Below are 15,697 nucleotides of genomic sequence, written 5' to 3' on the forward strand. Positions count from 1 at the left end.
TGACGAGCCTATTAACGGTGCTTGAAAACCGGTTTGCGCTTTTCCACGAACGCCGCCATGCCCTCTTTCTGATCCTCCGTTGCGAACAGCGAATGAAAGAGACGGCGCTCGAAATGCACGCCCTCGGCGAGCGTCGTTTCGTACGCCCGGTTGACGGACTCCTTCACCATCATGACTGCCGGCAGCGGGAACTCCGCTATCGTCGCTGCCGCGGCAATCGCCTCCTCTATCAGCGAGCCCGCCGGAATCACACGCGACACCAACCCGGCCCGCTCCGCTTCCGCCGCATCCATGAAACGCGCGGTCAGGCACAAGTCCATCGCTTTGGCCTTCGACACAGCGCGCGGGAGGCGCTGTGTGCCGCCAGCGCCCGGCATGATGCCGAGCTTGATTTCCGGCTGGCCGAACTTCGCCGTGTCCGCGGCGAAGATCATGTCGCACATCATCGCCAGTTCGCAGCCGCCGCCGAGCGCGAAGCCCGCTACCGCCGCAATGATCGGCTTGCGGATGGAACGCACCGTCTCCCAGTTACGCGTGATGTAGTCGCCCTTGTAGACGTCCATATAGGAATAGGTCGCCATCATGCCGATGTCGGCACCGGCCGCGAACGCTTTTTCGCTGCCCGTCACCACGATTGCGCCGATGCCGTCGTCGGCGTCAAACTCGCGCAGCGCCGCGCCTAGCTCGTCCATCAAGGCATCGTTCAGCGCGTTCAGCGCCTTGGGACGATTCAACGTAACGAGTCCGACCCGTCCCCGCGTTTCAACCAGAATGTTCTCGTAAACCATGCCGCCTCCTTGTGATTGACCGAGCGCGAAAAACGCTTCGCGCGCCCATCTTAATAATGCTAACATTCACCAACCAACCGGTCGGTCAATTATTAGACGGGCTTCCCCCCAACGTACAGCCAAGCCTCTGCCATGACACATCCGTTATTCACCAAGCACGAAGACACGCTGCAAAAGGCGCTCGCCGCGGCCGAGACGCGCGGTTACTGGAGCCCGTTCGTCGAAATGCCCAGTCCGAAAGTGTACGGGGAAACCGCCAACGCGGACGGCGAAGCCGCCTTCAAAGCGCATCTTGACGCCGCCTTCGAACTCGACCAGCCCTCTACTGGAGAAACCGTTGGCGCCGAAGTGTCGCCATTTGGCTTCCCGCTCGCTATCCGTTATCCCAGATCCGATCCCGACGCACTGATCGCCGCCGCCGCGATCGCACAACAGGGCTGGCGCGCCGCGGGTCGCGAGGCCTGGGTTGGCGTATCGCTCGAAATCCTGGCACGGCTTAATCGCGCGAGCTTCGAGATCGGTTACAGCGTAATGCACACGACCGGCCAGGCCTTCATGATGGCCTTCCAGGCAGGCGGGCCACACGCGCAAGACCGGGCACTGGAAGCCGTCGTGTATGCGTGGGACCAGTTGCGCCGCATTCCCGCCGACGCTCACTGGGAAAAACCGCAAGGCAAGAACCCGCCGCTCGCCATGCACAAGCGCTACACCATCGTGCCCCGCGGCACTGGTCTGGTACTCGGCTGCTGCACGTTTCCGACATGGAACGGCTATCCGGGCCTTTTCGCCGACCTCGCGACGGGCAACGCCGTGATCGTCAAGCCGCATCCGGGCGCGATTCTGCCGCTCGCCATAACGGTGCGAATTGCGCGCGACGTTCTACGCGAGGCCGGCTTCGACCCGAACGTCGTCACGCTGCTCGCCACTGAGCCGAACGACGGCGCGATTGTCCAAAGCCTCGCCGTGCGCCCCGAGATCAAGCTGATCGACTTCACAGGCAGCACGCAAAACGGCACCTGGCTCGAGCGCAACGCGCACCAGGCGCAGGTCTACACCGAAAAAGCCGGCGTGAACCAGATCGTGATCGACTCGGTGGACGACATCAAAGCCGCCGCCCGCAACATCGCGTTCTCGCTCGCGCTCTACTCCGGGCAGATGTGCACAGCGCCACAAAACATCTACGTGCCGCGCGGCGGCATCCGTACTGCAGAAGGTGCGCTCACGTTTGACGAAGTCGCGCAGGCAATCGCCGGCGCCGTGCAAAAACTCGTCGCGGACCCCGCTCGCGCAGTCGAACTCCTCGGCGCCATTCAAAACGAAGGCGTCACCCAGCGCATCGACGAAGCGACGAAACTCGGCCGTGTTCTGGTCGAAAGCCAAGCGCTCGAGCATCCGGCCTTTCCGGTTGCCCGCGTGCGCACGCCGCTGCTCGTGCAGTTCGACGCCGCAACCGACCGCGCGCAGTTCACGAGGGAATGGTTCGGTCCGATCTCGTTCGTGATCGCTACCGACTCGACTGCGCAGTCTCTCGAACTTGCTGGCGCGATCGCGGCCGACCACGGTGCACTAACGCTGTCCGTCTACAGCACCGACGACGCCGTGCTCGACGACGCGCACGAGGCGTCGCTCCGCGGCGGCGTCGCTTTGTCGATCAACCTGACGGGCGGTGTGTTCGTGAATCAGTCGGCAGCGTTCTCCGACTTCCACGGCACGGGCGCCAACCCCGCGGCCAACGCGGCGCTCACCGACGCGGCCTTCGTCGCCAATCGCTTCCGCGTAGTCCAAAGCCGCGTTCATGTTGAACCGAAAGCGGCCCCAGCGGTAGCTGGCTGAAAGTCATAAGACGAAAGCACGTCGATCGTCCTATGCCTTTTGGCCGAATGGACCACGCCGTGCGCGCCAACTAACATGACATCGGATCGGCATTGAACGCCGGTCCGCCTCAGCAGGAACGGATATGAACGACGCCTTTATCTGCGACGCGATTCGCACCCCCATCGGCCGTTACGGCGGCGCCCTGAAAGACGTGCGGGCCGACGACCTCGGCGCCGTGCCGATCAAGGCACTGATCGAGCGCAATGCCGGCGTGGACTGGCGCGCCGTGGACGACGTGATCTACGGTTGCGCCAATCAGGCCGGCGAAGACAATCGCAACGTAGCGCGCATGTCGGCATTGCTCGCGGGGTTGCCTACCGACGTCCCCGGTTCCACGATCAACCGTCTGTGCGGCTCGGGCATGGACGCCGTCGGAACAGCAGCGCGCGCCATCAAGGCAGGCGAAGCCCGCCTGATGATCGCTGGCGGCGTCGAAAGCATGACTCGCGCGCCGTTCGTGATGGGCAAGGCGGCGAGCGCGTTTGCTCGGCAAGCGGATATCTACGACACGACGATTGGCTGGCGCTTCGTCAATCCGCTAATGAAGCGACAGTACGGCGTCGATTCGATGCCGGAAACCGCGGAGAACGTGGCCGTCGAGTTCGGAATCAGCCGCGCCGATCAGGACGCGTTCGCGTTGGCGAGCCAGCAGAAGGCCGCGCGCGCGCAGCAGGACGGCACGCTGGCGCAGGAAATTGTCGGTGTGGAAATCGCGCAGAAAAAAGGCGATCCGATTCGTGTGACGCTTGACGAGCATCCGCGCGAGACGTCGCTCGAAAGCCTGGCGAGGCTCAAGGGTGTCGTTCGTCCGGACGGCAGTGTGACTGCCGGCAATGCATCGGGTGTGAACGACGGCGCCTGCGCCCTACTGCTCGCGAACCAGCAGGCGGCCGACCAGTACGGTCTGCGTCGCCGCGCGCGCGTGGTGAGCATGGCGACGGCGGGCGTCGAGCCGCGCATCATGGGTATCGGTCCCGCGCCGGCCACGCAAAAGCTGCTCAGGCAACTCGGCATGAAGCTCGAGCAGTTCGACGTGATCGAGCTGAACGAGGCGTTCGCGTCGCAAGGACTCGCGGTTTTGCGCACGCTCGGCCTGCGCGACGACGATCCGCGCGTCAATCCCAACGGCGGAGCGATCGCACTCGGACATCCGCTCGGCGCATCCGGTGCGCGCCTTATCACGACTGCGCTGTACCAACTGGAACGCTGCAACGGACGCTTCGCGCTTTGCACGATGTGCATCGGCGTGGGCCAAGGCATCGCACTCGTCATCGAAAGGCTGTGAAATAGGCACTGCAGTTCCGCGAACGAGACTTTGAGGAGACACCCAATGTCGTATGAAGCGATCCGCCTCGACATCGACACGTCGAGCCGCGTAGCCACCATCACGCTGAGCCGCCCCGACAAGCTGAACAGCTTCACCCGCGCGATGCATGAGGAACTGGCGGCGGCGCTCGGCGAAGTAGAAAAGTCCGGCGCGCGCGCGCTCATTCTGACCGGCTCGGGCCGCGGTTTCTGTGCAGGACAGGACCTCGCCGATCTGGATTTCACGCCCGGCGCGATGACAGATCTCGGCGACCTGATCGACGCGCATTTCAATCCTCTGATTCGCCGCCTGCAAGCATTGCCGTTGCCGGTGATTGCGGCTGTCAACGGCACGGCTGCGGGCGCCGGCGCGAATCTCGCGCTCGCGTGCGACATCGTGCTCGCGGCGCGTTCCGCCAGCTTTATTCAGGCTTTCGTGAAGATCGGCCTCGTGCCGGATTCGGGCGGCACGTGGTTCTTGCCGCAGCGCGTCGGCATGGCGCGCGCGTTGGGACTTGCCATCACCGGCGACAAACTCAGCGCGGAGAAAGCCGAAAGCTGGGGCCTCATCTGGCAAGCGGTCGACGATCAGGAACTCGCGGCAGCCGCGGCCACCCTGGCGGCACAACTCGCGCAGCAACCCACGCGCGCGATCGCCGGGATCAAGCGCGCCATGCGTGCCGGCGCCACACAAACGGTCGATCAGCAACTCGACCTTGAACGCGACCTGCAACGCGAGCTGGGTGCGTCACACGACTATGCGGAAGGCGTTCGCGCCTTCGTCGAAAAGCGCGCGCCGCGCTTCGAGGGCCGCTGATATGTCGACGCAACCTCTCTATCCCGCGGAAATGACGCCCGACGAACTGGCCCGCGCAACCGCCGCCGCGATGTATGAAAACGATGCGTGCAGCCGCGCGCTCGGCCTCGAGATCGTGGAAGTGCGCGCCGGGTATGCGCGTCTGCGAATGGCTGTGCGCGAAGACTTTCTGAACGGCCATCAGATTTGTCATGGCGGCCTGATATTCACGCTCGCTGATTCGAGCTTTGCGTTTGCGTGCAACTCGCGCAACGTCAATACGGTGGCATCCGGCTGCTCGATCGAGTTCCTGCGTCCTGTGCATGGCGGCGATGTGCTCACCGCAGAAGCGGTCGAACAGACATTGAACGGCCGAACCGGCATCTACGATATTCGCGTGACCAATCGCGCCGGCGATACGGTGGCAATGTTTCGCGGCAAATCGGCGCAAATCAAGGGCAGCGTGATTCCGCAGACACCATCGCACACGGGACCGGAGTAACGCGAAGCGCTACAGCATCCGCAGCGCAGAGCGAAAAGACCAGCCAAAACAAAAGGCACACGGCAAGCGCTCCACGCGAGAGTCGCCAGTCCGTGACAGTCGTGAGCGGTGAGACCGGCCAGCAATTCACCGCAATGGCGGCCGTCCGCAGTTTCAGCGCCGCCGTTCGAAGTTTTACGCGCGAGCGCAATCTATAACAGACCCAGCATTGAGGCAGTAAGGAGACATTCGATGAGCCCCGCCCTTCCGCTCGATCCTATCGAGACCGCCAGCCGCGACGAACTTGCGGCGCTCCAGCTTGAACGGCTCAAGTGGTCCCTGAACCACGCTTACGAAAACTCGCCGGTCTATCGTCGCAAGTTCGACGAAGCGGGCATTCATCCGAACGACCTGACGACGCTTGCGGACCTTGCACGCTTCCCGTTCACGACCAAGAAGGACTTGCGCGACAACTACCCGTTCGGGATGTTCGCCGTGCCGCAGGAACGAATCTCGCGGATTCACGCTTCGTCGGGTACGACGGGCAAGCCGACTGTGGTGGGCTACACCGCTCGCGATATCGACACGTGGGCGAATCTCGTCGCGCGCTCGATCCGCGCGGCCGGCGCCAAGCCTGGCGACAAGGTGCATGTGAGCTATGGTTACGGCCTCTTCACTGGCGGTCTCGGCGCGCACTACGGCGCGGAGCGTGCGGGCCTCACCGTTATTCCGTTCGGCGGCGGCCAGACAGAAAAGCAGGTGCAATTGATCCAGGACTTCCGGCCCGACATCATCATGGTGACGCCGAGCTACATGCTGTCGATCGCCGACGAGTTGGAGCGCCAGGGCATCGACCCTGCCGGTTGCTCGCTGCGCATCGGCATCTTCGGCGCGGAGCCGTGGACCAACGACATGCGTCAGGCGATCGAAAAGCGCATGGGCATCGACGCGGTCGACATTTACGGTCTGTCGGAAGTGATGGGACCAGGCGTGGCGTCGGAATGCGTTGAAACGAAAGACGGCCCGACGATCTGGGAAGACCATTTCTACCCCGAGATCATCGACCCGGAAACGGGCGAAGTTCTTCCGGACGGAGAACTCGGTGAGCTGGTGTTTACGTCGCTCACCAAGGAAGCGTTGCCGATCATTCGTTACCGCACGCGCGACCTCACGCGCCTGCTGCCAGGCAGCGCCCGCACGATGCGCCGCATGGAAAAAATCACCGGCCGCTCGGACGACATGATGATCGTGCGCGGCGTTAACGTGTTCCCGACGCAGATCGAGGAACTGCTGCTCAAGCAGCACACTCTCGCGCCTCACTATCAGATCGTGCTGACCAGGGAAGGTCCGCTCGACGTGTTGACGCTAAACGTCGAACCGTGTCCCGAAACCGCGCCCGACACTGCCGCGCTCAATCTGGCGAAGCAGGCGCTGGCCTATGACATCAAGGCGCTGATCGGCGTTAGCGCGGTGGTGAATGTGCTGGCGGTGAATGGAATCGAACGTTCGGTGGGGAAGGCGAGGCGCGTAGTCGACAAGCGCAAGTCGGGGTTGTAAGGCCGGAAGAAGTTGCAGGCGCCCTGCAAATGGGCGCGCGAAAATTTGGCGCTAACGCCGCTGGTGGCCTTAGTGGCTCCAGTGGCTCTCATGCCACCAATACCGCGCCGCCCAAGACGAACAGCCCCACAAACGCCGGCAACGGTTTCAGCACCAGCGCTTGTGCGTGCGTCTGCGGTAAACCGGCCACAAGCCACACCCAATGCCCCGCAGCGACACTCACGGCCGCCAGAAGCCCCAGACGCGCCCGAGACCACCTTCAAGAATTCGGCAACAGCACCCACATCCGACCGCCCTGCTTCATCTTGCCAGCGAGATCCCCTGCGTCATCGCCGAGACCCCAGAAGTAGTCGGCGCGCACACCACCCTTGATCGCCGAGCCCGTGTCCTGCGCAAACACCAGACGGTTCATCGGCGAATTCGTCAGCGGCCTCGTGGTCTGCAAAAACACCGGCGTGCCGAGCGGAATCGAGGTGGGATCGACGGCGATCGAGCGCTCCGGCGTCAACGGCACGCCGAGCGCGCCGATCGGACCATCGGCGGTGCCCTTCGCCATGCTTTCCACCGACGGCATTTCGCGGAAAAACACGAAGCGCGGATTGGTATCGAGCAGCGCATCCACACGATTCGGGTTCGCGCGCGCCCAGGCCTTGATGCCTTGCATCGTGGCTTGCGCAGGCGTGAGCTCGCCGCGATCCAGCAGCCACCGTCCGATGGATTTGTACGGCTGGTTGTTCGTGCCGCCGAAGCCGACGCGCATCACGCTGCCGTCTTCCATCACGATCCGGCCCGAGCCTTGCACTTGCAGGAAAAATGCTTCGATGGGGTCGTCGACCCAGACAAGCTCGTTGCCGTTCAGCACGCCCGTCCGTTCGAGTTGCGCGCGCGGCGGCAACGCGGCGCCAGGGCGATAACTCGACGGCCAACGATACAGCGCCGTCTGATAAACACCATGCCGCGTGCGCGAGCCGCGCAATAACGGCTCGTAGTAACCGGTGACGAGACCGTCGAGCGTGCCGTCGTTGTTCGCGAGCTGGAAGGGCGTGAAATAGGCTTCAAAAAAAGCCCGGGCGCCGGTCACGTCGAGATCGTCAAGCTGCGCCGCTGCCGCACAGGCGCGTGCCCAGTTCGCCTGACGCGCGAGCCTCAGACAATTTTGCCGCAAGGCGGCTGTCGCGCCGATCAGCGAATCGTCCTGCCAGCCCGGAACCTGCTGCCACGCTACCGCCGTAAGCCGCGTCGCCGCGATCTGGCCGGGGATGATCGCGGCCCCCGTGGGTGGCGAAGCGACTGGCCGCACCGCGCCGCCGCCGCCGCAGGCGGCGAGTATGGCCGCCATCGAAAGCGCGCCGAGCCAGGCTCCGGCCGCGCCGACAAAACGCATACAATGTTCGTTCTTGATGGAAACCGCCATGTCTGATCTATTCGACGAATACCCAATGCTTGTCTTCGCGCTGGAATCGCTTCTGGCGCTGTTCCTGCTCGTGTTCATCGTCGTGTGGACGTCGTCCGGTAAAAAGAAAGCAGCGCGCGCCGACAGCCGGGAAACGAAGACGCCACAAAAACCGCACTGACGCGGCGCCGATTCACGCATTGCACCGCGCGCATCGATCGTTATCGAACCGCTTATCGAACCTGCTATATCGAACCGTTAAAGACCGCGCGAGGCGCTCACGGTTCAATGCAACGTACGCGGCATGCGCAGAATGAACTCCGGCACGGGCGCGTCGAAACGCTCGCCGTCCTCAGCCACGCAGAAGTACTCGCCCCGCATCGTGCCGACCGGTGTGGCGATAACCGCCCAACTCGTATATTCGAACTGCTCGCCGGGTTTGAGCAGCGGCTGGTGCCCCACCACGCCGAGGCCCTTCACTTCCTGCACGGTCTTTTCGCTGTCCGTGATCACCCAATGCCGCGCGATCAATTGCGCGGGCACCTGACCGGTGTTGCGGATGGTCAGCGTATAAGCGAACGCGTACTGGCGGCGCTCCGGGTCCGATTCTTCGGGCAGGAACTGCACCTGCGCCGACACGCTGAATTCATACTGGCTCATCCTGATTCCAATCTGCTGAAACGGGGGCGACAAGATCGCTGGAAGGCCCGAGCGCCAACGGCTTCACGGCCCATTGGCGACGCAGCGCCATGGTTTGGCATTCTGCGTCATGCGCGAGGCGCCCGCAACCGGACATATCTTCTGGACAAGCACGCTTAGGGCGCGAAGGGCGCAGGCGCCACACCCGTTTCGCGCCTGGAAGCCGAAAAAGCGCGACGGCTGCCTGTTCCAGGGACCACGACGCGCAGCGGCACACCAGAGCACCGACGCAACGCCACGCCGCCGTCCAGCCGCTGGCCACGCGCACAAAACGGTAAAATGGCGCTTTTCCGCTTGCCTCCGCCCGCCGCCATGACGCAATTCCGCATCGCTCCCAGCATTCTCTCCGCCGACTTCGCCCGCCTCGGCGAAGAAGTCCGCAATGTCGTCGCCGCCGGCGCCGACTGGATCCATTTCGACGTCATGGACAACCACTACGTGCCGAACCTGACCATCGGTCCGCTCGTGTGCGAAGCCATTCGTCCGCATGTCGGCGTGCCCATCGACGTGCATCTGATGGTGCGTCCGGTCGACCGCATCGTGCCGGACTTCGCGAAGGCGGGCGCGAATCTGATCAGCTTTCACCCGGAAGGCTCGGACCACATCGACCGCACGCTGTCGCTGATCCGCGATCACGGCTGCAAGGCCGGCCTCGTGTTCAACCCGGCCACCTCGCTGAATTATCTCGATCACGTGATGGACAAGCTCGATCTCGTGCTGATCATGTCGGTGAATCCGGGCTTCGGCGGCCAGTCGTTCATTCCCGAAGCGCTTAACAAGCTGCGCGAGGCGCGCAAACGGATCGACGCGTACAAGGAGCGCACCGGCCGCGAGATTCATCTGGAAGTGGACGGCGGCGTGAAGGTCGACAACATCGCGGAAATCGCCGCCGCCGGCGCCGATACATTCGTCGCGGGCTCGGCGATCTTCGGCCAGCCGGACCACAAGGTCGTGATCGACAAGATGCGCGCCGCGCTCGCCAACATTCAGCACTGAAACCGCGCCCGATGACGTCCACCTTCCCCGCCCCGACCTTCACCGGCTCCCGCCTGCAAGCCGCGATCATCGACCTCGACGGCACGATGATCGACACCGCCGACGACTTCACCGCGGGCCTGAACGGCATGCTCGCGCAACTCGACGCCGAGGAGACCTCGCGCGAGGAAGTGGTCGGCTATGTCGGCAAGGGCTCTGAGCATCTGATCCGCAGCGTGCTCGCGCCGCGCTTCGAAGCGGAGCACGCGCAAGACCGTTTCGACGAAGCGCTCGCCATCTATCAGGCGGAGTACGCAAAAATCAACGGCTTGCACACGCGTCTTTATCCCGACGTCGAAGCCGGCCTCGCGGCCCTGCGCGACGCGGGCCTCAAGCTCGCGTGCGTCACCAACAAGCCGCATCGCTTCGCGGTCGAACTGCTGGAACAATACAGGCTCGCGCAATATTTCAGCGTCGTGCTCGGCGGCGACAGTCTGCCAAAAAAGAAGCCGGACCCGCTGCCCATGCTCACGGCCGCCGCGCAACTGGGCGTCGAACCGCGCGCCACGGTGGCCATCGGCGATTCGGAAAACGACGCGCTGGCGGGCCGCGCGGCGGGCATGTCGACGCTCACGGTGCCCTACGGCTACAACCACGGCCAAGCTATACAAACAATAAAATCCGATGGTATAGTTGCCTCGCTGCTGGACGCCGCCAAGGCGATCGCAGCGCACCATTCCACGACTTGAAAAGTCCTTCATCCTCATGTTTCTGAATAAAAAACGGAGTCTGATTAGCATCGACCGGGGAGCTTGGCCCTGGCGTCGCTGGTCGCGCTAACCTCGCCTGAGGTACGCTGAAGCTCGTCTTCGGCAACCGTTTTTTACTTCGCTGCGCTCACGCGTTTTTCCATCGTCTCGTTTCGCTGCATCGCCTGATTCGGCCCGCGTGTACTTGCAAAGTACAACTGCGCGCCGGAACTCCGTGCTTGCGTCGATGGGAAAATCGCGCCGGTCGGTTCATCATCGTCAATGTCGAATGAACGGCTGACCGGCTGCGCATGCCCCGCTTTGTCCGACGCACGCTGCCGCCGGACCTACGAACAGGATCGGAACATGACCGAACTCGAATTCCAGTCCCTCGCCAACGAGGGCTTCAACCGCATTCCGCTGATCGCCGAGGCGCTCGCCGATCTCGAAACGCCGCTCTCGCTGTATCTGAAACTGGCGCAGACCGAGCGCAACGGCGCTAACTCGTTCCTGCTGGAATCCGTGGTGGGCGGCGAGCGCTTCGGGCGCTATTCGTTCATCGGCCTGCCGGCGCGTACGTTGTTGCGCACTCGCAATGGCGTGTCGGAAGTCGTGCGCGACGGCAAGGTCGTCGAAACGCACGAAGGCGATCCGCTCGAGTTCATCCAGCAATTCCAGGGCCGTTTCAAGGTCGCGCAGCGTCCGGGTTTGCCGCGTTTTGCCGGTGGACTCGCCGGTTATTTCGGCTACGACGCGGTGCGTTACATCGAGAAAAAGCTCGCGCACACCGCACCGAAAGACGATCTGAATCTGCCGGACATTCAGTTGCTTCTGACAGAAGAAGTCGCTGTGATCGACAATCTCGCGGGCAAGCTGTACCTCGTGATCTACGCCGATCCGACGCAACCCGAGGCATACACGAAAGCAAAGCAGCGTCTGCGCGAATTGCGCCAGCGTTTGCGCTCGACGGTCGAGCCGCCGGTCACGTCGGCGAGCGTGCGCACCGAGACGTATCGCGAGTTCGCTAAAGACGATTACCTTGCCGCCGTGCGCAAGGCCAAGGAGTACATTGCCGCAGGCGAACTGATGCAGGTGCAGGTCGGCCAGCGTCTGACGAAGCCGTATCGCGACAATCCGCTGTCGCTGTATCGCGCGCTGCGGTCGCTGAATCCGTCGCCGTACATGTACTACTACAACTTCGGCGAGTTTCATGTGGTCGGTGCATCGCCGGAAATTCTGGTGCGCCAGGAAAAGCGCGGCGAAGATCGTATCGTGACGATTCGGCCGCTCGCCGGCACGCGTCCGCGCGGCAATACGCCCGAGCGCGACGCCGAACTCGCCACCGAACTGCTGAACGACCCGAAGGAAATCGCCGAACACGTGATGCTGATCGACCTCGCGCGCAACGACGTGGGCCGCATCGCGCAGATCGGCTCGGTGATCGTGACCGACAAGATGGTCATCGAAAAGTACTCGCATGTGCAGCACATCGTGAGTTCGGTGGAAGGCAAGCTCAAGCCCGGCACGACCAATTTCGACGTGCTGCGCGCCACCTTCCCGGCCGGCACGCTGTCGGGTGCGCCGAAAGTTCGCGCGATGGAACTGATCGACGAACTCGAACCCGTGAAGCGCGGCCTGTACGGCGGCGCCGTGGGCTACCTGTCGTTCACCGGCGAAATGGATCTCGCCATCACGATCCGCACCGGCGTGATCGCGAACGGCAATCTGTATGTGCAGGCGGCAGCGGGTGTCGTCGCGGATTCGGTGCCCGAATCCGAATGGCAAGAGACCGAGAACAAGGCGCGCGCCGTGTTGCGCGCGGCCGAACAGGTTCAAGACGGCCTCGATAGCGACTTCTGACCGGAGACACACCATGCTGCTCATGATCGACAACTACGACTCGTTCACCTACAACCTGGTGCAGTACTTCGGCGAACTCGGCGAAGACGTCCGCACCTATCGGAACGACGAAATCACACTCGACGAAATCGCGAAGCTCAACCCCGAGCGCATCTGCCTGTCGCCCGGCCCGAGCAATCCGCAACACGCGGGCATCACGCTCGACGTGCTGCGCGAGTTCTCCGGCAAGACGCCGATTCTCGGCGTGTGCCTCGGCCATCAGGCGATTGGCGAAGCATTCGGCGGACGCGTGGTGCGCGCGCAAACCATCATGCACGGCAAGGTCAGCACGATCGAAACCGACTGCAAAGGCGTATTCGCCGACCTGCCGAAGCATTTCGTCGTGACGCGCTATCACTCGCTCGCGATCGAACGCGAGTCGCTGCCCGATTGCCTCGAAGTGTCCGCATGGACCGACGACGGCGAGATCATGGGCGTGCGTCACAAGGAGCTTGCCGTCGAAGGCGTGCAGTTCCATCCGGAATCGATCTTGTCGGAACACGGTCACGCATTGCTCGAAAACTTCGTGAAGCAGTCGAAAGCGAAGACGGCCCAACGCACCGCCTGATGAAGCGAGACAACATCATGACCATCACGCCGCAGGAAGCGCTGCAACGAACCATCGAGCACCGCGAGATTTTCCACGACGAAATGCTGCATTTGATGCGGCTCATCATGCGCGGCGAGCTGTCGCCCGTGATGTCGGCCGCGATCATCACCGGCTTGCGCGTCAAAAAAGAGACCATCGGCGAAATCACCGCAGCCGCCACGGTGATGCGTGAATTTGCCCGGCACGTCGAGGTGCAGGACAACTCGAACTTCGTCGATATCGTCGGCACCGGCGGCGACGGTTCGCACACCTTCAACATTTCCACGGCGACCATGTTCGTGTCGGCGGCGGCGGGCGCGAAAGTCGCGAAGCACGGCAATCGCGGCGTGTCGAGCAAGTCGGGCAGCGCAGACGTGCTCGAAGCGCTCGGCGTGAATATCGACTTGCAGCCGGAACAAGTGGCCGCGTCGATTGCCGAAACCGGCATGGGCTTCATGTTCGCGCCGAATCATCACCCTGCGATGAAGAACATCGCGCCGGTGCGCCGCGAACTCGGCGTGCGGACCATCTTCAACATTCTCGGTCCGTTGACGAACCCGGCCAGCGCGCCGAATCAACTGATGGGCGTGTTCCATGCGGACCTCGTCGGCATTCAGGTTCGCGTGATGCAGCGCCTCGGCGCAAAGCACGTGCTCGTGGTGTACGGTATGGACGGCATGGACGAAGTCTCGCTCGGCGCAGCGACGCAAGTCGGCGAGTTGCGCGACGGCGAAGTGCACGAGTACGAGATTCATCCGGAAGACTTCGGCATGCAGATGGTGTCGAACCGCACGCTGAAAGTGGCGGATGCCGCTGAGTCAAAAGCGATGCTGCTCGAGGCGCTCGACAACAAGCCGGGCGTCGCGCGCGAGATCGTCACGCTGAACGCGGGCACGGCGCTCTATTCGGCGAACGTGGCATCGTCGATTGCGGACGGTATTCAGCTTGCGCGCGAAGCCATTGCAAGCGGCAAGGCGCGCGCGAAAGTCGACGAACTCATTCGCTTCACGCAGCAATTCAAGCACTGAATTCAAGCACTGATTAGCAGCAACCAACGTAACGAGACACTTATGAGCGACATCCTCGACCGCATCATCGCGGTCAAACGCGAAGAAGTCCGCGCGGCCGAACAAAGCGCGCCGCTGGAAGAGCTGCGCCTCGAAGCGTCGTCGCGCGACCTTCGCGATTTCGTCGGCGCATTGCGTGCGAAGCATGCGGCGGGTCTCGCCGCGGTGATCGCGGAAGTGAAGAAAGCGAGCCCGTCGAAAGGCGTGTTGCGCGAAGACTTCGTGCCGGCGCAAATCGCGCGTTCGTATGAAAAGCATGGCGCGGCTTGCCTGTCCGTGCTGACCGACGTGCAGTTCTTCCAGGGCAGCGTCGCGTATCTCGAGCAGGCGCGCGCCGCCTGTCAGTTGCCGGTGCTGCGCAAGGATTTCATCGTCGATCCGTATCAGATCGTCGAGGCACGCGCGATGGGCGCCGACGCGATCCTGCTGATCGCCGCCGCGCTCGACACTTCGGAAATGCAGGATCTCGAAGCGCTCGCGCATTCGCTCGGTCTTGCAGTGTTGGTCGAAGTACACGACGACAAAGAGTTGACGCAGGCGCTCACGCTAAAAACGCCGCTGATCGGCATCAACAATCGCAATTTGCGCACGTTCGAGACGTCGATCGAAACGACAATCGGCATGCTCGACGCGATTCCCGACGACCGCATCGTCGTCACCGAATCGGGCATTCTGTCGCGCGCCGATGTCGAGCGGCTACGCGCGGTGGACGTGAACACGTTCCTCGTCGGCGAGGCGTTCATGCGCGCCGCCGAACCGGGCGTGGAGCTTGCGCGCATGTTCTTTCCAGGCGCGGCGTGACGACAACGCGTCGCGTTTAACGGCATCTGGCGGAACATAGCGGAGCAGATCATGGGCATGGAACGCGAAATCAAGTTGCTGCTGCCGGTGGCGCAAGTCGAGGCGGCGTCGGCGTGGTTCGTCGCGCGCACCGGCGACGAAGGCCGCGCGATCAAGCTGTCGAATATTTATTTCGACACGCCGCAACTTGCGCTCGCAGCGTCGAAGAGCGCGCTGCGTTTGCGTCACACGCCCGACGGCTGGCTGCAAACCTTCAAGACGGTGGGCAACGCGAGCAATGGTTTGCATAGCCGTCACGAATGGGAAATGCCGGTCGCGGGCGAAGCGCTTGAAATCGATGCGCTGCTGCGTGAGTGCGACGAGCCGGCCGCTGCCGAAGCGTTGCGCGAAGCGGCGCCGCGGTTGATCGAACTGTTTCGCACGGATTTCACGCGCACGCTGTGGAATGTGAGCGTCGACGGTTCGCAAGTGGAAGCCGCGATCGATCAAGGCAACGTGCTCGCCGAAGTGAACAGCGAACTGCGCCGCGCGCCGATTTCGGAGATCGAGCTTGAGCTGAAATCCGGCGACGAAGCCGCGCTGCATGCGCTTTCTGTCGAGCTCGGCAAGCAGGTCGCGGGGCTTGCGCCGGAAAATGTGAGCAAGGCGCAGCGCGGGTATCGGTTGCGGGCGGGGTGAGGGGTTGAATACGTCGCCGGCCAAGCGGGCCTTGACGTAGCCAAC

At 63.1% G+C, this 15,697-nt stretch carries 16 protein-coding genes; 13 read left to right on the forward strand and 3 right to left on the reverse strand.

Going from position 1 to position 15,697, the window contains the following annotated elements; translation table 11 throughout:
* Nucleotides 1–11: 11 nt before the first annotated feature.
* A complete protein-coding gene (locus tag P0D87_RS23245; RefSeq protein WP_006052793.1) occupies nt 12–788 on the reverse strand; it encodes an enoyl-CoA hydratase in 777 nt (258 codons plus the stop codon).
* Between the two features lie 132 nt (nt 789–920).
* Here P0D87_RS23245 and paaN point away from each other — a divergent pair, with 132 nt between their 5' ends.
* The 5 genes from paaN to paaK all read left to right on the forward strand — a co-directional run bounded on the left by paaN (nt 921) and on the right by paaK (nt 6,802).
* On the forward strand, nt 921–2,621 hold the full coding sequence (paaN, locus tag P0D87_RS23250) for a phenylacetic acid degradation protein PaaN (protein ID WP_053858779.1): 1,701 nt from the start codon (nt 921–923) through the stop codon (nt 2,619–2,621).
* A 124-nt stretch (nt 2,622–2,745) separates the two neighbouring features.
* A complete protein-coding gene (pcaF, locus tag P0D87_RS23255; protein WP_053858780.1) occupies nt 2,746–3,948 on the forward strand; it encodes a 3-oxoadipyl-CoA thiolase in 1,203 nt (400 codons plus the stop codon).
* A gap of 45 nt (nt 3,949–3,993) precedes the next feature.
* On the forward strand, nt 3,994–4,785 hold the full coding sequence (gene paaG, locus P0D87_RS23260; protein ID WP_053858781.1) for a 2-(1,2-epoxy-1,2-dihydrophenyl)acetyl-CoA isomerase PaaG: 792 nt from the start codon (nt 3,994–3,996) through the stop codon (nt 4,783–4,785).
* Nucleotide 4,786: 1 nt separating this feature from the next.
* Nucleotides 4,787–5,266 (forward strand): hydroxyphenylacetyl-CoA thioesterase PaaI, encoded by a 480-nt coding sequence (gene paaI / locus P0D87_RS23265; RefSeq protein ID WP_006052789.1) that lies wholly within the window; start codon nt 4,787–4,789, stop codon nt 5,264–5,266.
* A 231-nt stretch (nt 5,267–5,497) separates the two neighbouring features.
* The gene (gene paaK / locus P0D87_RS23270) at nt 5,498–6,802 is read left to right on the forward strand and encodes a phenylacetate--CoA ligase PaaK (RefSeq protein WP_006052788.1); all 1,305 of its coding nucleotides are present in this window, start codon (nt 5,498–5,500) and stop codon (nt 6,800–6,802) included.
* 259 nt (nt 6,803–7,061) lie between these two features.
* On the opposite strand, the gene mltA is transcribed toward paaK, so the two are convergent.
* Nucleotides 7,062–8,186, reverse strand: a complete 1,125-nt coding sequence (mltA, locus tag P0D87_RS23275) for a murein transglycosylase A (protein WP_053858782.1) — start codon at nt 8,184–8,186, stop codon at nt 7,062–7,064.
* Here mltA and P0D87_RS23280 point away from each other — a divergent pair.
* Nucleotides 8,131–8,376, forward strand: a complete 246-nt coding sequence (locus P0D87_RS23280) for a hypothetical protein (protein WP_165919889.1) — start codon at nt 8,131–8,133, stop codon at nt 8,374–8,376. The genes mltA and P0D87_RS23280 overlap by 56 nt on opposite strands.
* Nucleotides 8,377–8,480: 104 nt before the next feature.
* Here P0D87_RS23280 and apaG read toward each other — a convergent pair whose 3' ends face one another.
* The gene (apaG, locus tag P0D87_RS23285; RefSeq protein ID WP_006052785.1) at nt 8,481–8,855 is read right to left on the reverse strand and encodes a Co2+/Mg2+ efflux facilitator ApaG/CorD; all 375 of its coding nucleotides are present in this window, start codon (nt 8,853–8,855) and stop codon (nt 8,481–8,483) included.
* A gap of 351 nt (nt 8,856–9,206) precedes the next feature.
* Here apaG and rpe point away from each other — a divergent pair, with 351 nt between their 5' ends.
* The 7 genes from rpe to P0D87_RS23320 all read left to right on the forward strand — a co-directional run bounded on the left by rpe (nt 9,207) and on the right by P0D87_RS23320 (nt 15,652).
* The gene (gene rpe, locus P0D87_RS23290) at nt 9,207–9,890 is read left to right on the forward strand and encodes a ribulose-phosphate 3-epimerase (protein ID WP_053859094.1); all 684 of its coding nucleotides are present in this window, start codon (nt 9,207–9,209) and stop codon (nt 9,888–9,890) included.
* 11 nt (nt 9,891–9,901) lie between these two features.
* Nucleotides 9,902–10,618 carry a phosphoglycolate phosphatase gene (locus P0D87_RS23295; protein ID WP_006052783.1) on the forward strand — a complete coding sequence of 239 codons (717 nt, stop codon included), beginning with the start codon at nt 9,902–9,904 and terminating at the stop codon, nt 10,616–10,618.
* Between the two features lie 366 nt (nt 10,619–10,984).
* Nucleotides 10,985–12,478, forward strand: coding sequence for an anthranilate synthase component I (gene trpE, locus P0D87_RS23300; RefSeq protein ID WP_006052782.1), 1,494 nt, complete (start codon nt 10,985–10,987; stop codon nt 12,476–12,478).
* 13 nt (nt 12,479–12,491) lie between these two features.
* Nucleotides 12,492–13,085, forward strand: a complete 594-nt coding sequence (locus P0D87_RS23305; protein ID WP_006052781.1) for an aminodeoxychorismate/anthranilate synthase component II — start codon at nt 12,492–12,494, stop codon at nt 13,083–13,085.
* 17 nt (nt 13,086–13,102) lie between these two features.
* Nucleotides 13,103–14,134: an anthranilate phosphoribosyltransferase gene (gene trpD, locus P0D87_RS23310; protein ID WP_044022011.1), complete on the forward strand. Its 1,032-nt coding sequence runs from the start codon at nt 13,103–13,105 to the stop codon at nt 14,132–14,134.
* A 42-nt stretch (nt 14,135–14,176) separates the two neighbouring features.
* Nucleotides 14,177–14,974 carry an indole-3-glycerol phosphate synthase TrpC gene (gene trpC / locus P0D87_RS23315; RefSeq protein WP_053858783.1) on the forward strand — a complete coding sequence of 266 codons (798 nt, stop codon included), beginning with the start codon at nt 14,177–14,179 and terminating at the stop codon, nt 14,972–14,974.
* Nucleotides 14,975–15,025: 51 nt separating this feature from the next.
* Nucleotides 15,026–15,652, forward strand: a complete 627-nt coding sequence (locus P0D87_RS23320; protein WP_053858784.1) for a CYTH domain-containing protein — start codon at nt 15,026–15,028, stop codon at nt 15,650–15,652.
* The last annotated feature ends 45 nt before the right edge of the window (nt 15,653–15,697 follow it).

Origin of the sequence: Paraburkholderia sp. RL17-368-BIF-A (assembly GCF_046054045.1) — a bacterium.
GTDB lineage: Bacteria > Pseudomonadota > Gammaproteobacteria > Burkholderiales > Burkholderiaceae > Paraburkholderia > Paraburkholderia graminis.